Below are 14,620 nucleotides of genomic sequence, written 5' to 3' on the forward strand. Positions count from 1 at the left end.
CGATCAGTTCAATACGCCCTTTTTCGGGTCCGGCGGGAATGCGGCATTGGCCACTTCGCCCCGCAGGAGCTTGAAGGCTTCATTGAGCTGAATATCGTCCTTCGGTTCGGCCGGGACATAGGCCGACGAACCGGAGCCGTTATCGTCTTCGGCATTGCCCTTGATGTGGCCCTTGAGTTCGGATTCGCCGCGCACGACGTCCTCACCCTTCAGTTCCGGCGGCAATGGCTGGTCGACCTTGATATCAGGCGTGATGCCCTTGCCCTGGATCGACTTGCCCGACGGCGTGTAATAAAGCGCGGTCGTGAGGCGCAGCGAACCATTTTCGCCAAGCGGAATGATCGTCTGCACCGAGCCCTTGCCGAAGGACTGCGTGCCGAGCACGGTGGCGCGGCGATGATCCTGCAACGCACCGGCAACGATTTCCGACGCGCTGGCCGAACCGCCATTGATGAGAACGATGACCGGCTTGCCGTCGGTCAGGTCGCCCTTGCGCGCATCGAAACGGGTCACGTCCTGCGGATCGCGGCCACGGGTCGAAACCACCTCGCCCTTGTCGAGAAAGGCGTCGGACACGGCGACCGCCTGATCGAGCAGCCCGCCCGGATTGAGGCGAAGATCCAGCACATAGCCCTTGAGCTTGTCGCCCGGAATCTTGTCCTGAATATCCTTGATCGCCTTCTTCAGGTCGTCGGACGTCTGTTCGGTAAACGAGATGACGCGCAGATAGCCCACATCGTTCTCGACGCGGTAGCGAACGGCCTTCACCTTGATGACCGCACGCGCGATCTTCAGCGTGATCGGCTTGTCGGCGCCTTCGCGCTGGATGGTCAGCTCGATCTGCGAACCCACTTCGCCGCGCATCTTGTCCACGGCGTCGTTCAGCGAAAGCCCGCGCACTTCCTGCCCGTCGATCTTGGTGATGAGATCGCCTGCCAGCACGCCGGCCTTGGAAGCGGGCGTATCGTCGATCGGCGCGATGACCTTGACGAGATCGTTGTCCATCGTCACTTCGATGCCCAGGCCGCCGAACTCACCCTTGGTCTGCGCGCGCATGTCCTGCGCGGCTTCCGGGTTGAGATAGGACGAATGCGGATCGAGCGAGGTCAACATGCCGTTGATCGCGCTTTCGGTGAGCTTCTTGTCGTCGGGCGGCGTCACATATTGTGCGCGCACACGCTCGAAAATATCGCCGAAAAGGGCCAGTTCCTTGTAGACATCGCTATCTTTCCCTGCCGCGAAAGCAGTGGAAGCCGGCGCGCCCTGGACCATCACCATGGCTGACGCCCCCAGAAGGGCCCCGGCGAACAGCAGCGACAGTTTACGCATCATTTTCACGTCCTTCCAGAAAGCCGTTCGGTCCACCACGGAGCGGGATCGACGGGTTTTCCATCCTTTCGAAATTCAATGTAAAGCAATGGCGCGCCATTGCCCACCTCTATCGGTGCAACACTTGCGAGAAGTTTTTCTCCCATTGCGCCGACCGGCTCTCCCGCAAGTACAAATTGGCCTTGCGATACGTCGATTCGCCCCATGCCAGCCATGACGACATGATATCCATTGCCTGCATCGAGTATCAAGAGCTGCCCGTAGGAACGGAATGTGCCCGCGTAAAGTATCACGCCATCGGAAGGTGACGTAATCGTGGCAGAGGGCAAGGTTTCGACCACCTGCCCCATCATGGAGCCGCCGACGCCGTCCCTTTCGCCGTAGCGGCGCACCGTCTTGCCCGCCGCAGGCAAGGCAAGCTTGCCCTGCAAGGAGGCAAAATCGATCTGCGGGCGCAGATGCGTGTCATCGGGCGCGGCTTCCCCGGCCTTTTCCCTTGCTGCGGCAAGGCGATCGGCTTCCGCCTTGCGGGCCGCTTCGGCTGCATCGCGCACGCCTGCCATCTGCTTGTCGAGCCCGTCGATGAGGTCTTTCAGGCTGCCTGCCTTGGCCGCAAGCTCTTCGGAACGCTTGCGCTGCGCCTCGATTTCCTGTTCCGATTGCGCCTGCAATTTCTTCTTCTCCTCAAGAAGAAGTGATTGCCGTTTCTGCTCTTCCGCCTGGACCGTGCGCGTCGTCTTCAGCTTTTCCTGCTCCTGGCCGATGGAAGCGGTGACCTGCTGCATGTCTTTCAGATCGCCGGTCAGTTCCTCCACCTGCTCGCGCATTTCGGGCACCACGGCGCCAAGAAGCACGGCGCTGCGCACCGAGGCGAGCGCATCGTCGGGCCGCACCAGAATGGCGGGAGGCGGGTTCAGCCCCATGCGCTGCAACGCGGCCAGCACTTCGGCCAGAACGCCGCGCCGCGCGCTGAGCGATGCGCGGATGCCGTCTTCCTGCTCGCGCAGCGCGGTCAGCTTGTCGGCAATATCGGCAATATCCTGCTGCAGCTTCTTGTCGGTCTTGGCCGACTGGATCAGCGCGGCGGTAATGGTGGCCTGATCCTTCTTCAGCCCGGCCACCTCGTCCTCAAGCTGTTTCAGCCTGTCGCCGGTAACGGTGAGTTCGTTGCTGAGCTTTTCATAGTCGCTTGCCGCCTGATCGCGCTGCTGCTGCAAGGCGTCCTGCGCAAGAACCGGCGCGCAGGCAAACAGCCCGGCCACGACAAGGCCAGCCCGCGCGGATGCAAGCAATCTTGGTCTTTTGAAAAGGCGTACAGGGTACATTCGTGTTCTATCAGGACGAAACAAGGCTAAATTCAGAGCCGAAACTAGCCCGAACCCGTTAACGAACCATCAACCATAACGACCGGCATCAGCCGCCAGCCGTTCCATCAATTCGATGCGGTTCCCAAAAGGATCGGAAACATAGCAGCGCTTATAGCCTTCCAGCGGCTCATCCTCGCTGACCGGATAACCGGCGCCGGACAGAATATCGACCAGCTCATCAAGGCCATCGATCAGGAATGCCGGATGTGCCTTGCGCGCAGCCGCGAAAGCCGGGTCGACACCCAGATGGATTTTCAAAGCGCCGCGCTCGAACCAGCAGCCCCCACGGGCGGCGAGATTCGACGGCTTCGGGACTTCCGGTAGACCGAGCAGCCCGCCATAGAATGCGCGCGCCTGCTCTTCTCCGCCTTGCGGCATGGCAAGCTGTACATGATCCAGTTGCGCGACGCGCATGAGGTCTCTCCTGCTGTTTGCGGGCAAAGCCTACAAAGCAGCGCATAATCGCACAACAGAATTCGGGAAGGCCGTCAGGAAGGTAAGGCTGCCTCCAGCCATTCCGTCAGGGCGCGCCGGATGGCCGCAGAAAGCCCGGCAACCTTCGCCGCCCGCGCGAAGGGAGCGGGTGCCAGTTGTTATTGGGCGAGGTTATGGTAAAGAGGAATCCCGGCTTTACTTCCAAAAGGAACTCCCATGCCGGATTTTTCCATCCTCATGCTCTTTGCCGCCGCCTCGCTGGTGCTGACCGCTACGCCGGGACCGGACATGCTTCTCATCGCCTCCCGCAGTGTCAGTCAGGGGCGATCTGCTGGCTTTCAAACCTATGCAGGCATCGCAGCCGGTACCTACTGCCACGCCATCGCCGCCGGGCTTGGCCTGTCAAAACTGTTTCTGTCCGTGCCCATTGCCTATGAAATCGTTCGTTGGGCTGGCTGCGCCTATCTGCTCTATCTCGCCTATAAGACAATCCGGTCAAAAGGAGCCAGCGTCTCCTCATTGACACCGTTGCAAAAACTGTCAGGCAAACGGATTTTTACCGAAGGTCTGGCGACAAATCTGCTCAACCCCAAAATGGCGCTATTCGTTCTGGCGCTTTTTCCGCAGTTCGTTGATCCCGCCGGCGGATCGGTGCTCCTTCAAATGATCCTGCTGGCAACCGTCCTGAACATAATCGGCTTCCTGGTCAACGGAACCGTCATTGTTGCGGGAAGCCATGTTCGTGCCCGCCTCTCCGCGATGAACCGGTTTCCCCGACTGCCACAATTCCTTCTTGCATCGGTTTTCACCGGACTTGCCTGCCGTCTCGCGCTTGGAAACCGGAATTAGAGCATTTCCAGCAAAAGCGCGAAGCGGCTTCAGCGCCGCTTTTTGTCGAGGAAATGAAGAGCGTTACGAACGGTGATCGAGCGAAACGGCACACCGGACCGTCTCCAGCCAATCTGTCAGGGCGCGCCGGATGGCCGTTTCCGGCGGTTCGCAGCGCCTGAACGCCCACCATATAAGTGCGCCTTGCCAGATATTGGCCATCTGCCAACCGAGCCGTTCGGCTTTTTCCGCATCGCCTGAAAGCCTGCGCCCCAGCGCATGGGCCAGATCGACGCCCCATGCCGCGCCCCGCGCCCGCAGCACCGGATTGCGAATATCCTCGCGCAGCAGCAGAAGCCCGTCCGTCGCATTATATTCAGCGGCATCGGATGGCATCAGCGCCATCAACAGATCGACAGCCCCCTGCGGGCCGGGGGCCGCATTTTCATCGGCTGCGCGCGTTGCCGCATCGAGCCTGTCCCACGCCCGCAGCAGCACCGCCTCAAGCATGGCTTCCCGGTTGCCATAACGCTGGACCAATGTGGCCGCAGAAAGCCCGGCAGCCTTCGCCGCCCGTGCGAAGGTGAGGCCCTCAGGGCCAGCCTCCGAGACCATTGTCATCAACCGGTCGAGCACCGCCTCATCGGATATGGATTTCGTTCTTGCCATGGACAATATATAAACGTATGTTCATTTATAAATCAACAGGAGAGTTCATCATGGCGAAAATTGTCGGCTACATCGCCGCCAGTCTCGACGGTTTCATTGCGGCGGAGAACGGAAATCTCGACTGGCTGTTCAAATATGGAGACGCCGATCTGGGCGAGCATGACTATCGCAGCTTCATCAAGTCGATCCGCACCGTGGTCATGGGCCGCGCGACCTATGATTTCGTCGCGCAGAGCGATGAGCCGTGGGCCTATGGCGACCAGAGAAGTATTGTCGTCACCTCGCGACCCATCGAGAAGCCGAAGGGGCCGCTTGAAATCCGCCACGATATCGATGCGCTGATCGCGGAACTGCGTGCGCTTGACGATGGCGATGTGTGGATGCTTGGCGGCGGCCAGTTGCAGATGGCGTTTCTGGAACGCGGGGCGCTAGATGAAATCGAGATTTACCTCATGCCGGAACTGATCGGCGGCGGCATACCGCTGTTTCCGGCTGTCGGCTTCAAGGCAAGCCCCGTTCTCCTCAGCGCGAAGACGCTTGATCGCGGCTGCGTCCGCCTGCATTACGCATTTCACGACCGATGATAGGGATGGCCTGCCAGAATGGTGGCGGCGCGATAAAGCTGCTCGGCAATCAGGATGCGGGCAATCTGGTGCGGCCACGTCAATTCGCCCAGCGCCAGAACGAGATCGGCGCGTGATCGCAAGGCCGGATCGTGGCCGTCCGGCCCGCCAATGGCGACGATGAGCTGGCGCTTGCCGTCGTCACGCATCCGCCCGATGCGATCCGCAAAAGCTTCCGATCCGAGCGCCTTGCCGCGCTCGTCCAGCAGGATTAGCGCCGCACCATTATCAAGCGCTTCGTGGATGCGCTGGGCTTCTTCAGCCTTGCGCAGATCCGCCGTCTGGCCCCGACTTTCGGGAATTTCGCTCACACCGGCAAATTCCAGCCCCAAAGGCGGACCAGCCTTCGAAAATCGGTCGAAATAACGCTCGACCAGTTCCCGTTCGGGGCCGGCTTTCATTCGGCCCACGGCAAAAACACTCACACGCATGACGCTCTCAATCGGGCAGGCAGCGCACCGCCTGCAAGGTTCGCTCGAAAGTCAGTGAACGGTTCCCAGCGCCTTGTCGGCGTCGAAATCGTCGTCCAGCCAGATCTTTTCGAGATTATAGAATTCGCGGATTTCCGGGTGGAAGATATGAACGATGATATCGCCCGTATCGATCAAAACCCAGTCGCCGCTTTCGAGCCCTTCGACCCTGACGTCCTTGCAGCCTGCTTCGCGCAGGGCCTGCATGAGATGGTCGGCAACCGCCGTCACATGGCGATGCGAACGACCCGACGCGACGATCATAAAATCGCCGATCGTTGATCTTCCGCGAATGTCGATGGGGATGATGGATTCCGCCTTGGAGTTTTCGAGACTGGCCAAGGCCGCGTCGAAGGTCTGGGACACGAGATTGGACTCGTCCATCCTGACCGTTGAAGGCGCGTGATGAGCCTTCTTCTCAATTGCTGTTCTCAGTGTATTCCCTTTCTCAGCAGAACAACGCAGTGTGGCAGTTGTAAGCACCACACGCTCTAAAATAGGCAGAGTCCCTGTTTTGTTTCAAGAGTAACAGCTTTTCCAACCTGTTCACTTTTTCAGTTTCTTTGCCCGTCATACGCATATCTTGCAGAAATTATCAGGAAACCATCAAGATACGGTACGGGTCTTGCGGATGGCGGTGGAGGACAGCGACGAACGCGGCCCATGGATGAAGGTCCAGGCCGGGGGCGTGCGCCGCGCCAGCATGGGCGCATATTGTTCGTCGATGCGGCTGTCGGAAAATGTCTGCGCCATGCGTGACGACAGATAGGCGAGCGTCGAGCCCGGCCGGTCGATAACCGCAATCGGGAAATTCTGCGCAATCTCGCGCCAGCGCTGCCAGCGGTGGAAGGAAGCGAGATTGTCCGCCCCCATCACCCAGACGAAATGAACGCCGGGATTGGCGTCGCGGATGAGCGCCAGCGTATCCGCCGTGTAGCGCACATTGAAAGCCGCCTCCAGCGCCGTCACCTTGATGCGCGGGTCTTTGGCCACTGCCTCGCTCAGCTTCAGCCGGTCGGCGAGCGGCGCCAGTTCGCGGCTGTCCTTCAGCGGATTGCCGGGCGTCACCATCCACCAGAGCTGGTCGAGCTTCAGCCGCCTTATGGCGATTTCCGCCACCAGCGCGTGGCCTCCATGCGGCGGGTTGAACGAGCCGCCGAACAGCCCCACCGCCATGCCCTTTTCGACATGGGGCATGCGCAGATAATGCGCACTGACACCCGGATATTTTTCCTTCAATGCGGAAAGCCCGAAACCGAACTTCATCCGAAACTAACCACGAACCTGACCGCTTCCGCGCACGCGGTATTTGAAGGAGGTCAGTTGCTCGACGCCAACCGGCCCGCGCGCATGCATCTTGCCGGTGGCAATGCCGATTTCCGCCCCCATGCCGAACTCGCCGCCATCGGCAAATTGCGTCGAGGCATTGTGCAGGAGAATGGCCGAGTCGATCTCGTTGAAGAACCGCGCAACCGCTGCCGCATCTTCCGCGACCACCGCTTCCGTATGATGCGAGGAATAGCGGTTGATATGCTCGATTGCGCCCGAAATACCATCGACCAGCGCAACAGAAATGATCGCATCGAGATATTCGGTCGACCAGTCCTCTTCCGTGGCAGGCTTTGCCGCCGGATAGAGCGCCCTCACCTCTTCGCTGCCGCGAATTTCGCAGCCCTTGGCGGCAAGATCACCGAGGATCGGCGCGAGATGCGTCGCAGCCGCGGCGCGATCCACGAGCAGCGTTTCCGCAGCACCGCAAATGCCGGTGCGCCGCATCTTGGCGTCGAGCGCAATCTTGCGCGCCATGTCGAGATCGGCAGACTTGTCGATATAAAGATGGCAGATGCCTTCCAGATGCGCAAAGACCGGCACCCGCGCTTCCGACTGGACACGCGCGACGAGGCTTTTGCCGCCGCGCGGCACGATCACGTCAATCGCGCCGCCAAGACCTTTCAGCATTTCGCCGACAGCGGCACGGTCCGTCACCGGCACGATCTGGATCGCATCGGCAGGCAGGTTGGCGGCTTCAAGCCCCCTGACCAGCGCCTTGTGAATGGCAGCCGACGAATGCGCCGAATCCGAACCGCCGCGCAGGATGACGGCATTGCCCGCCTTGAGGCACAGCGCTCCGGCATCGGCGGTCACATTGGGACGGCTTTCGTAAATGACGCCGATCACGCCAAGCGGCGTGCGCACGCGCTCGATATGCAAGCCGTTCGGACGATCCCATTCGGCAATCACTTCGCCGACCGGATCAGGCAGGGCAGCGATAGCGCGGATACCATCGGCAATGGCGTTGATCCGGCCGTCATCCAGCGTCAGCCGGTCTATGAAGGATGCCGCCATGCCGTTCTTTTCCGCATGGCCAAGATCAAGCTTGTTGGCTTCCAGAATATCGGCCCGCGCTTCCAGCATCGCATCGGCGGCAGCAATCAGCGCCCTGTTCTTCTGTTCGGTGGTGGCGATGGCAAGGGGGGCTGCGGCGGCGCGCGCCTTGCGCCCCACCTCCGCCATCACGGCAGCAATGTCGTTTGCCGTATCTGCCTTGGTCAGCATGTCCTCTCCCCCTACACCGCTTCCGCATTGCTGGCCGCGCGCACAACCAGATCGTTGCGATGGATCATCGCCGCGCGCGCATCATAGCCAAGAATTTCGCTGATCTCATCGCTTTTATGGCCTGCGATCTTGCGCGCATCCTCGGCATCGTAGGCGATCAGGCCACGGGCGATCTCGCGCCCGTCCTCGTTCATCACCGCAACCGTATCGCCGCGCTCGAACTGACCGTCGATTTCCTTCACGCCCGCAGGCAGCAGCGACTTGCCGGATTTCAGCGCCTTGGCCGCACCGGCATCCACCGTCAACCGGCCAGCCGGTTCCAGATTGCCGGAAATCCACGTCTTCCACGCATTGACCGGCGCACGCGCCGGCTCGAACAGCGTTGCGCGCTCGCCGCGATCGATGGCCGAAAGCGGGCCGAAACGCGTGCCCGAGGTGATAATCATCGCGGTCCCGGCGGCATTGGCGATCTTGCCCGCGTCCAGCTTGGTCTTCATGCCGCCGCGCGACAATTCCGACGCCGCAGCGCCTGCCATGGCCTCGATCTGCGGCGTGATGGTTTCGACCAATGGCAGAAACTGCGCATCCGGGTTCTTGTGCGGCGGGGCCGTATAAAGCCCGTCAATATCCGACAGCAGGACCAGAAGGTCCGCGCCCATCATCGTCGCCACGCGCGCGGCCAGACGGTCATTGTCGCCATAGCGGATTTCGGTGGTTGCCACCGTGTCGTTCTCGTTGATGACCGGCACGGCCTTCAGCTTCAACAGCGTCTCGATGGTGGCGCGCGCATTGAGATAGCGGCGGCGCTCCTCGGTATCGGAAAGCGTGACGAGGATCTGGCCGGAACGGATGGAATGACCGCCAAGCACATCGGCATAGGCCTTGGCGAGCGCGATCTGGCCGGCAGCGGCAGCAGCCTGACTTTCCTCAAGCTTCAGCGCCTTCTTCGGCAGGCCCAGCACCGTGCGGCCAAGCGCAATGGCGCCGGACGAGACCACCAGCACCTCAACGCCTGCGTGATGCAGCGCTGCAATATCCTGCCCCAGGCTTTCCAGCCAGTCGCGCTTGAGCCCGCTTGCGCGATCCACCAGAAGGGCGGACCCGATTTTGACAACGATGCGGCGATAATCTTTCAGTTTCTTCAGCATGCCTTCATCCCCCTCGCCGCATTCAAAATAAAATCCGACGCTTATTCTTCGGCCTGCGCCGTACCGGCCTCTGCGGCGCGGCTCTGATCAATAACGGCAGCGAGCTGGCGCAACGCATCGTTCAGACCTTCATGGCTGACCGCCGAAAGCAGCAGCGGATCGCGCCCGCATGCCTTTTTCAGCGCCTTGACCTTGGCCTTGCGCGCTTCCGGATCGAGTGTATCGATCTGCGACAGCGCCACGATTTCCGGCTTGTCGGCAAGACCGTGCTCATAGGCTTCCAGCTCGCCGCGAATGACCTTGTAGGCCTTGGCCACATCTTCTTCCTGCGCCGACACCAGATGCAGAAGGACGCGCGTGCGCTCGACATGGCCGAGGAAACGGTCGCCAAGGCCGACGCCTTCGCTCGCCCCTTCGATCAGGCCCGGAATATCGGCGATGACAAACTCGCGCCCGTCCACGCGCGCCACGCCCAGATTGGGGTGCAGCGTGGTGAAAGGATAATCGGCAATCTTCGGCTTTGCCGCTGTCACGCTTGCGAGGAAAGTGGATTTTCCCGCATTGGGCAGGCCGACCAGACCGGCATCGGCAATCAGCTTCAGGCGCAGCCAGATGGTGCGCTCTATGCCTTCCTGTCCCGGATTGGCGCGGCGCGGCGCGCGGTTGGTCGAGGTCGTGAAATGCAGATTGCCGAAACCGCCATTGCCGCCCTTGGCGAGACGATAGCGCTGGCCGATTTCGGTGATGTCGCAGATCAGCGTTTCGTCGTCTTCCTCGAAAATCTGCGTGCCGACCGGCACCTTGAGGACAATATCGTCGCCCTTGCCGCCGGTCATGTTGCGGCCCATGCCATGCATGCCGGTCTTGGCCCGGAAATGCTGCTGGTAGCGATAATCGATCAGCGTATTGAGGCCGTCGACGGCCTCAACCCACACATCGCCGCCGCGTCCGCCGTCACCGCCGTCTGGACCGCCGAATTCCAGAAATTTCTCGCGGCGGAACGAAACCGCCCCCGCTCCGCCATTGCCGGAGCGGATATAGATCTTTGCCTGATCGAGAAACTTCATTGAACGTAACCTTCTTGGATGCCCGCGCTGCGGCAGGCTTTGGGGCGGCGCGCGCCCTGATATCGTTACAGGCGGGCGCGCCCGCCTGTGGTGTGTTGCAATTACAGCAAAACCGGCTTCCTGCAAACAGTCGAGGAAGCCGGTTTATGCCTATTTCGAGTTCCGTTCAGGATCGGTGAAATCGATATAGATCAATTCCTGATCCAGATACTGGCCCTGAACGTAGAGCGACTTGGGTTCGACGCCGTAAGTCTTGAAGCCAAGCGCATAATAGATGCGTTTGGCGGCTTCGTTGGTCGCGACCACCTTGGCATCCAGAACGACGACATGGCTGGCCGCGTGGTCGATGACCTTGCCGACCAGAGCCCTGCCGAGGTCCAGCCCGCGCGCTTCGGGAGCCACATAGACGCCCCAGAGCGTACCGCGATGGCGCTCGGACTTGCGATCATGGCGGAACATGCCTGCCGTTCCCAGCAGGTTTTCACCGTCGAAGGCACCGAAAACCACATTGCCGTCCACCTGTTCCAGACGGCGCGCGAAGACGCTGTCCGAATAGGCGTTTTCTTCCTCGAAACTCGAACCGAAAGCCGTCGGCGCAAGTTGCAAACCGCTTAATCTTATGGCCCGGTAGCGGTGCAGGTCGCCCTTTTCGAGCGCGCGCACCACGATCCTGTCGCGGGCGATTGCGTGCGTATCCATCATTTCATTCCCCGATGATTATCGGTCCTGCGCAAGCCGGAAGGGCTCAACGCAGGACCGTTGTTTATCTTACGACTGCCAGCTTCTCAGCCCGATCCAGGTGCGGCGGTCGAGAACATAGCGCTCCACCGGCACATTGCCTGCGGCAAGCGAATCCGCCATGCCCATGCTGCTGAACTGGAACCCGCATTTGTGGATCACCCGGCGCGAGCCGCCATTGCTGGCGCGGCACGAGACATGCAGCCGCTCGATTTCCGTTGCGCGGAAAGCCAGGTCGATCAGCGCATGCGCGGCCTCGGTGGCAAAGCCGTGGCCCCAATAGGGTTCGCCCAGCCAGTAACCGATTTCCAGCCCCTCACCATGCTTATGCGCATGGATGCCGCAGCAGCCCATGAAGATGCCGGTTTCCGCTTGCGTGATGGCGTAGATGCAATTGCCCATCTCGCCTTTTCGCACGCGTTCGACAAAATCGACGGCGTTTTCACGCGTGTATGGATGCGGCATACGGGCAAGCATACTGGAGACGCGGGCGTTATTGGCAAGATAGGAAATCGCATCCACGTCTTCGACATGCGGCGGGCGCAGCACCAGCCTTTCAGTGACGAGGACGGGACAATCCAACTCGTAGGCCAGATCTACACTCAGATCGGGGCTCAGATCGGGGCCTGCTTCACCTGCCGCGCCGGGCGACAGATCGGTGTAACTGTCTCTTCTTTCGCTACTGCTTGCGTCGTAACAATCTTCTTCCAGAACTTCGACAACCATTTTTCGTTCCTCCAGAGCGTTTCATTTGACGCGCACCTTGTTTGAAAACCGCTTCACACTTTTCGAGATGCGCTCAAATGCAAAAAGGGAAGATGGGTGGCCCCATCTTCCCTTCGATCTTTTGGCTAGGCTGCCATTTACACCGGGTCCGATGGGACGCCGGTGCTTTAAAGAGTGCCCGGCTTACTCTGCTGCTTCCGCGATCGGGTTAACCGACACGTACGTGCGACCGTTGGCTTTCGTGCGGAAAGACACGGAGCCGTTTACGGTTGCGAAAATCGTGTGGTCCTTGCCGAGGCCGACATTGGCGCCCGGATGCCACTTCGTGCCGCGTTGGCGCACGATGATGTTGCCGGCGAGCACAGCTTCGCCGCCGAACTTCTTCACGCCAAGGCGTTTGGATTCTGAATCGCGACCGTTACGCGAGGAACCGCCAGCTTTTTTGTGTGCCATTGGTGTTCTCCTTTAATCTCTCTGTTTACTCAGCCGACTCGGCCTTGGCTGCGGCCTTCTTGGGCGCTGCCTTCTTCGGCTTTGCGGCTTCGCCTTCAGCGGCGTCTGCCTTCGGAGCCTTCTTCTCGGCGGCCTTCTTGGAAGGCTTTGCGCCGTCGGTGAGGATTTCCGAGATGCGGATGGTCGTCAGTTCCTGACGATGACCGCGGGTGCGCTTCGAGTTCTGACGGCGACGCTTCTTGAACGCGATGACCTTGCGGGCACGGCCCTGTTCGACGACTTCGGCGGTGACGAGGGCACCGGCGACGGTCGGGGCGCCAATGGTCGTGCCGACCATCAGGACTTCTGCGAATTCTACGATGTCACCGGCTTCGCCAGCAACTTTTTCGACCTTGATGAGGTCGTTTGCGGCAACGCGATACTGCTTGCCACCGGTCTTGATGACTGCGAACATTTGTTGTCCTTTCGGTTGTTCGGTCCGGCTCTCATTCCGCGACATTGGCGTCGAAGTGATGGGCCGTCTTTTTATCAGTCGGTTGATGAGCGGGCTTTTGCCCTTGATCGCAGCCCCGGAAAAGCCCGAAATCTGCAATCAAAACAATAGGCGCGGATCACCCCACGCCCAAGGTCTGGTGCTTATAGGTTCGAAGCGGCAGAAAAGTCAAGAATTTTCACAACGGAATGCAAATTAGCTCTTGTCTAATCGGCGCTGGCCCGTTATTGAGCCGCTGCACGCTCGGCATTCGTTATTGATGCTTGTTACTGAGCGATTCTTCAAGGATCGTTTTTCAGTGCTGCACAACGCGGAGAGGTGGCTGAGTGGTTGAAAGCACCGCACTCGAAATGCGGCATGGGGGCAACTCCATCGGGGGTTCGAATCCCTCCCTCTCCGCCATTTGCTTCCCTGCACTGATTCAACCCGACGGTGGATAGCATGTCATTTGCCGTCGCAGACATGAGCGCGAACTTCTCCGCATGACGAAAAACATGCTAGAAGAGATCATGAGTGTGTTATCCGCTGTGTCTCCCATCTATCATCCCCCGATGGAACCCTATGTCTCGATTCTTCATCGCGATGAGGGGTTTCTCGTGCTGGACAAGCCAAGCGGCTTGTTGTCTGTACCAGGACGCCACCCCGCGCTGGCGGACAGTCTCGCGACACGAGTTCAAAAGCAGTTTCCACAGGCTCAAATGATCAACCGTCTCGACAAGGACACGTCGGGCCTTGTTCTCATGTCACTCAACCGCAAGGCGCATGCCGCCATCGCCTCACAGTTCGAGGGCCGAACGACACAGAAATCCTATGTAGCCGTGGTCTGGGGTCATATTGAGGAAGACGAAGGACTGATCGACCTCCCGTTGGCAATAGATCCGGACAACAAGCCGCGGCATCGTATCGATCGGGATCACGGCAAGCCCGCACAGACACGCTGGCAGGTTCTGGACCGGGACGAGCGCACAACCCGACTGCGGCTCTTTCCCCTGACAGGCCGTACGCACCAGCTGCGGGTGCATATGAAAGCGCTGGGGCATGTGATCCTCGGCGATGAATTCTATGCCGAAGGCGAAGCGCTGACCGCTGCTGACCGTCTGCTGCTGCATGCGGAAGAACTGGCTTTCCGCCATCCCGATGGCAGCGCCTTGACATTCACCGCGCCCTGTCCGTTCTGAGAGCATCCATGTCGCAGAAAATCGATACGTCGGAACTGGTCGTTGATTTCGTCGGAGGTGCCGTCGGTCACCGGTTTCGCTCCGGCGAAGGTCGCGGACAGGCGCTAGCCAAGGCGGCCGGATTGACGCGCGATGTTATGCCGGAAATTGTAGATGCGACGGCAGGACTCGGCCGGGATGCGTTTTTGCTGGCATCGCTTGGTGCCAAGGTAACCTTGATAGAACGCTCCGAAAAGATGCATGGTCTTCTGGCCGATGGACTGGCGCGCGCAACCGCCGAAGGCGGTCGCTATGCGGAAACTGTCGGGCGTATGACATTGCTGCATGGCGATTCCTGCCGCCTCCTGCCCGAATTGAAGCCCCAAGTCGTGCTGGTTGACCCAATGCACCCTCCGCGCGGCAACAGCGCACTCGTCAAGAAGGAAATGCGCCAGATTCGGGAGATCGTCGGCACCGATCCGGACGCCGAAAAACTGATGCAGGTGGCGCTGGAGGCCGCGCAGTACCGCGTGGTGCTGAAGTGGCCGTTGCGAGCCGAAC

Annotated in this window: 18 protein-coding genes and 1 tRNA gene; 5 read left to right on the plus strand and 14 right to left on the minus strand. The window is 60.2% G+C overall.

All coding sequences use genetic code 11. The features are described 5' to 3' along the window. Positions 1 to 3: 3 nt before the first annotated feature. The 3 genes from AC0TOF_RS04885 to AC0TOF_RS04895 form a co-directional block, all read right to left on the minus strand. Complete coding sequence (locus AC0TOF_RS04885; protein ID WP_075042061.1) at positions 4 to 1,332, minus strand: S41 family peptidase; 1,329 nt, start codon at positions 1,330 to 1,332, stop codon at positions 4 to 6. 2 nt (positions 1,333 to 1,334) lie between these two features. Further along, on the minus strand, positions 1,335 to 2,654 hold the full coding sequence (locus tag AC0TOF_RS04890) for a murein hydrolase activator EnvC family protein (RefSeq protein ID WP_473767387.1): 1,320 nt from the start codon (positions 2,652 to 2,654) through the stop codon (positions 1,335 to 1,337). A 69-nt stretch (positions 2,655 to 2,723) separates the two neighbouring features. Next, a complete protein-coding gene (locus AC0TOF_RS04895; RefSeq protein ID WP_473767388.1) occupies positions 2,724 to 3,110 on the minus strand; it encodes a VOC family protein in 387 nt (128 codons plus the stop codon). 237 nt (positions 3,111 to 3,347) lie between these two features. Between AC0TOF_RS04895 and AC0TOF_RS04900 the strand changes: the two genes are divergently transcribed. Beyond that, the gene (locus tag AC0TOF_RS04900) at positions 3,348 to 3,980 is read left to right on the plus strand and encodes a LysE family translocator (protein ID WP_122001580.1); all 633 of its coding nucleotides are present in this window, start codon (positions 3,348 to 3,350) and stop codon (positions 3,978 to 3,980) included. 63 nt (positions 3,981 to 4,043) lie between these two features. Here AC0TOF_RS04900 and AC0TOF_RS04905 read toward each other — a convergent pair whose 3' ends face one another. Then, a complete protein-coding gene (locus AC0TOF_RS04905; protein ID WP_473767389.1) occupies positions 4,044 to 4,628 on the minus strand; it encodes a TetR family transcriptional regulator in 585 nt (194 codons plus the stop codon). A 50-nt stretch (positions 4,629 to 4,678) separates the two neighbouring features. Here AC0TOF_RS04905 and AC0TOF_RS04910 point away from each other — a divergent pair, with 50 nt between their 5' ends. Continuing rightward, a complete protein-coding gene (locus tag AC0TOF_RS04910) occupies positions 4,679 to 5,212 on the plus strand; it encodes a dihydrofolate reductase family protein (RefSeq protein ID WP_473767390.1) in 534 nt (177 codons plus the stop codon). On the opposite strand, the gene rlmH is transcribed toward AC0TOF_RS04910, so the two are convergent. The 10 genes from rlmH to rplU form a co-directional block, all read right to left on the minus strand. Further along, a complete protein-coding gene (rlmH, locus tag AC0TOF_RS04915; protein ID WP_122001576.1) occupies positions 5,200 to 5,682 on the minus strand; it encodes a 23S rRNA (pseudouridine(1915)-N(3))-methyltransferase RlmH in 483 nt (160 codons plus the stop codon). The two genes, AC0TOF_RS04910 and rlmH, sit on opposite strands and share 13 nt — an antisense overlap. 51 nt (positions 5,683 to 5,733) lie before the next feature. Continuing rightward, positions 5,734 to 6,105 carry a ribosome silencing factor gene (gene rsfS / locus AC0TOF_RS04920; protein ID WP_473767391.1) on the minus strand — a complete coding sequence of 124 codons (372 nt, stop codon included), beginning with the start codon at positions 6,103 to 6,105 and terminating at the stop codon, positions 5,734 to 5,736. A 222-nt stretch (positions 6,106 to 6,327) separates the two neighbouring features. Beyond that, entirely contained in the window at positions 6,328 to 6,987 is a 660-nt protein-coding gene (locus AC0TOF_RS04925; protein WP_473767392.1) for a nicotinate-nucleotide adenylyltransferase, read from the minus strand. A gap of 6 nt (positions 6,988 to 6,993) precedes the next feature. Beyond that, a complete protein-coding gene (locus tag AC0TOF_RS04930; protein ID WP_473767393.1) occupies positions 6,994 to 8,277 on the minus strand; it encodes a glutamate-5-semialdehyde dehydrogenase in 1,284 nt (427 codons plus the stop codon). A gap of 11 nt (positions 8,278 to 8,288) precedes the next feature. Further along, positions 8,289 to 9,425, minus strand: coding sequence for a glutamate 5-kinase (proB, locus tag AC0TOF_RS04935; protein ID WP_121983867.1), 1,137 nt, complete (start codon positions 9,423 to 9,425; stop codon positions 8,289 to 8,291). A 41-nt stretch (positions 9,426 to 9,466) separates the two neighbouring features. Further along, positions 9,467 to 10,492, minus strand: coding sequence for a GTPase ObgE (gene obgE, locus AC0TOF_RS04940; protein ID WP_473767394.1), 1,026 nt, complete (start codon positions 10,490 to 10,492; stop codon positions 9,467 to 9,469). A 150-nt stretch (positions 10,493 to 10,642) separates the two neighbouring features. Further along, positions 10,643 to 11,194, minus strand: coding sequence for a GNAT family N-acetyltransferase (locus AC0TOF_RS04945; protein ID WP_473767395.1), 552 nt, complete (start codon positions 11,192 to 11,194; stop codon positions 10,643 to 10,645). Between the two features lie 66 nt (positions 11,195 to 11,260). Next, on the minus strand, positions 11,261 to 11,956 hold the full coding sequence (locus tag AC0TOF_RS04950; protein WP_473767396.1) for a GNAT family N-acetyltransferase: 696 nt from the start codon (positions 11,954 to 11,956) through the stop codon (positions 11,261 to 11,263). 183 nt (positions 11,957 to 12,139) lie between these two features. Then, a complete protein-coding gene (gene rpmA / locus AC0TOF_RS04955; protein WP_002964927.1) occupies positions 12,140 to 12,409 on the minus strand; it encodes a 50S ribosomal protein L27 in 270 nt (89 codons plus the stop codon). A 25-nt stretch (positions 12,410 to 12,434) separates the two neighbouring features. Beyond that, entirely contained in the window at positions 12,435 to 12,863 is a 429-nt protein-coding gene (gene rplU, locus AC0TOF_RS04960) for a 50S ribosomal protein L21 (RefSeq protein ID WP_122001569.1), read from the minus strand. A 351-nt stretch (positions 12,864 to 13,214) separates the two neighbouring features. Between rplU and AC0TOF_RS04965 the strand changes: the two genes are divergently transcribed. The 3 genes from AC0TOF_RS04965 to AC0TOF_RS04975 form a co-directional block, all read left to right on the plus strand. Then, positions 13,215 to 13,304: transfer RNA gene (locus tag AC0TOF_RS04965), tRNA-Ser, on the plus strand. Between the two features lie 107 nt (positions 13,305 to 13,411). Beyond that, positions 13,412 to 14,080 (plus strand): pseudouridine synthase, encoded by a 669-nt coding sequence (locus AC0TOF_RS04970; protein ID WP_473767397.1) that lies wholly within the window; start codon positions 13,412 to 13,414, stop codon positions 14,078 to 14,080. A gap of 8 nt (positions 14,081 to 14,088) precedes the next feature. Next, positions 14,089 to 14,620, plus strand: a 532-nt coding sequence (locus tag AC0TOF_RS04975) for a class I SAM-dependent methyltransferase (protein WP_473767398.1), incomplete at its 3' end; no start/stop codon positions are given.

This window comes from Ochrobactrum sp. PL_is501 (genome assembly GCF_055816895.1).

What these genes read in the sequence shown, in the direction of transcription:
- rsfS (WP_473767391.1), bottom strand. Translation starts at nt 6,105, where the DNA reads ATGGACGAGTCCAATCTCGTGTCCCAGACCTTCGACGCGGCCTTGGCC.
- AC0TOF_RS04905 (WP_473767389.1), bottom strand. Translation starts at nt 4,628, where the DNA reads ATGGCAAGAACGAAATCCATATCCGATGAGGCGGTGCTCGACCGGTTG.
- AC0TOF_RS04900 (WP_122001580.1), top strand. Translation starts at nt 3,348, where the DNA reads ATGCCGGATTTTTCCATCCTCATGCTCTTTGCCGCCGCCTCGCTGGTG.
- obgE (WP_473767394.1), bottom strand. Translation starts at nt 10,492, where the DNA reads ATGAAGTTTCTCGATCAGGCAAAGATCTATATCCGCTCCGGCAATGGC.
- proB (WP_121983867.1), bottom strand. Translation starts at nt 9,425, where the DNA reads ATGCTGAAGAAACTGAAAGATTATCGCCGCATCGTTGTCAAAATCGGG.
- AC0TOF_RS04925 (WP_473767392.1), bottom strand. Translation starts at nt 6,987, where the DNA reads ATGAAGTTCGGTTTCGGGCTTTCCGCATTGAAGGAAAAATATCCGGGT.
- AC0TOF_RS04970 (WP_473767397.1), top strand. Translation starts at nt 13,412, where the DNA reads ATGAGTGTGTTATCCGCTGTGTCTCCCATCTATCATCCCCCGATGGAA.
- AC0TOF_RS04885 (WP_075042061.1), bottom strand. Translation starts at nt 1,332, where the DNA reads ATGATGCGTAAACTGTCGCTGCTGTTCGCCGGGGCCCTTCTGGGGGCG.
- rplU (WP_122001569.1), bottom strand. Translation starts at nt 12,863, where the DNA reads ATGTTCGCAGTCATCAAGACCGGTGGCAAGCAGTATCGCGTTGCCGCA.
- rpmA (WP_002964927.1), bottom strand. Translation starts at nt 12,409, where the DNA reads ATGGCACACAAAAAAGCTGGCGGTTCCTCGCGTAACGGTCGCGATTCA.
- AC0TOF_RS04890 (WP_473767387.1), bottom strand. Translation starts at nt 2,654, where the DNA reads ATGTACCCTGTACGCCTTTTCAAAAGACCAAGATTGCTTGCATCCGCG.
- AC0TOF_RS04945 (WP_473767395.1), bottom strand. Translation starts at nt 11,194, where the DNA reads ATGATGGATACGCACGCAATCGCCCGCGACAGGATCGTGGTGCGCGCG.
- AC0TOF_RS04950 (WP_473767396.1), bottom strand. Translation starts at nt 11,956, where the DNA reads ATGGTTGTCGAAGTTCTGGAAGAAGATTGTTACGACGCAAGCAGTAGC.
- AC0TOF_RS04895 (WP_473767388.1), bottom strand. Translation starts at nt 3,110, where the DNA reads ATGCGCGTCGCGCAACTGGATCATGTACAGCTTGCCATGCCGCAAGGC.
- AC0TOF_RS04910 (WP_473767390.1), top strand. Translation starts at nt 4,679, where the DNA reads ATGGCGAAAATTGTCGGCTACATCGCCGCCAGTCTCGACGGTTTCATT.
- AC0TOF_RS04930 (WP_473767393.1), bottom strand. Translation starts at nt 8,277, where the DNA reads ATGCTGACCAAGGCAGATACGGCAAACGACATTGCTGCCGTGATGGCG.
- rlmH (WP_122001576.1), bottom strand. Translation starts at nt 5,682, where the DNA reads ATGCGTGTGAGTGTTTTTGCCGTGGGCCGAATGAAAGCCGGCCCCGAA.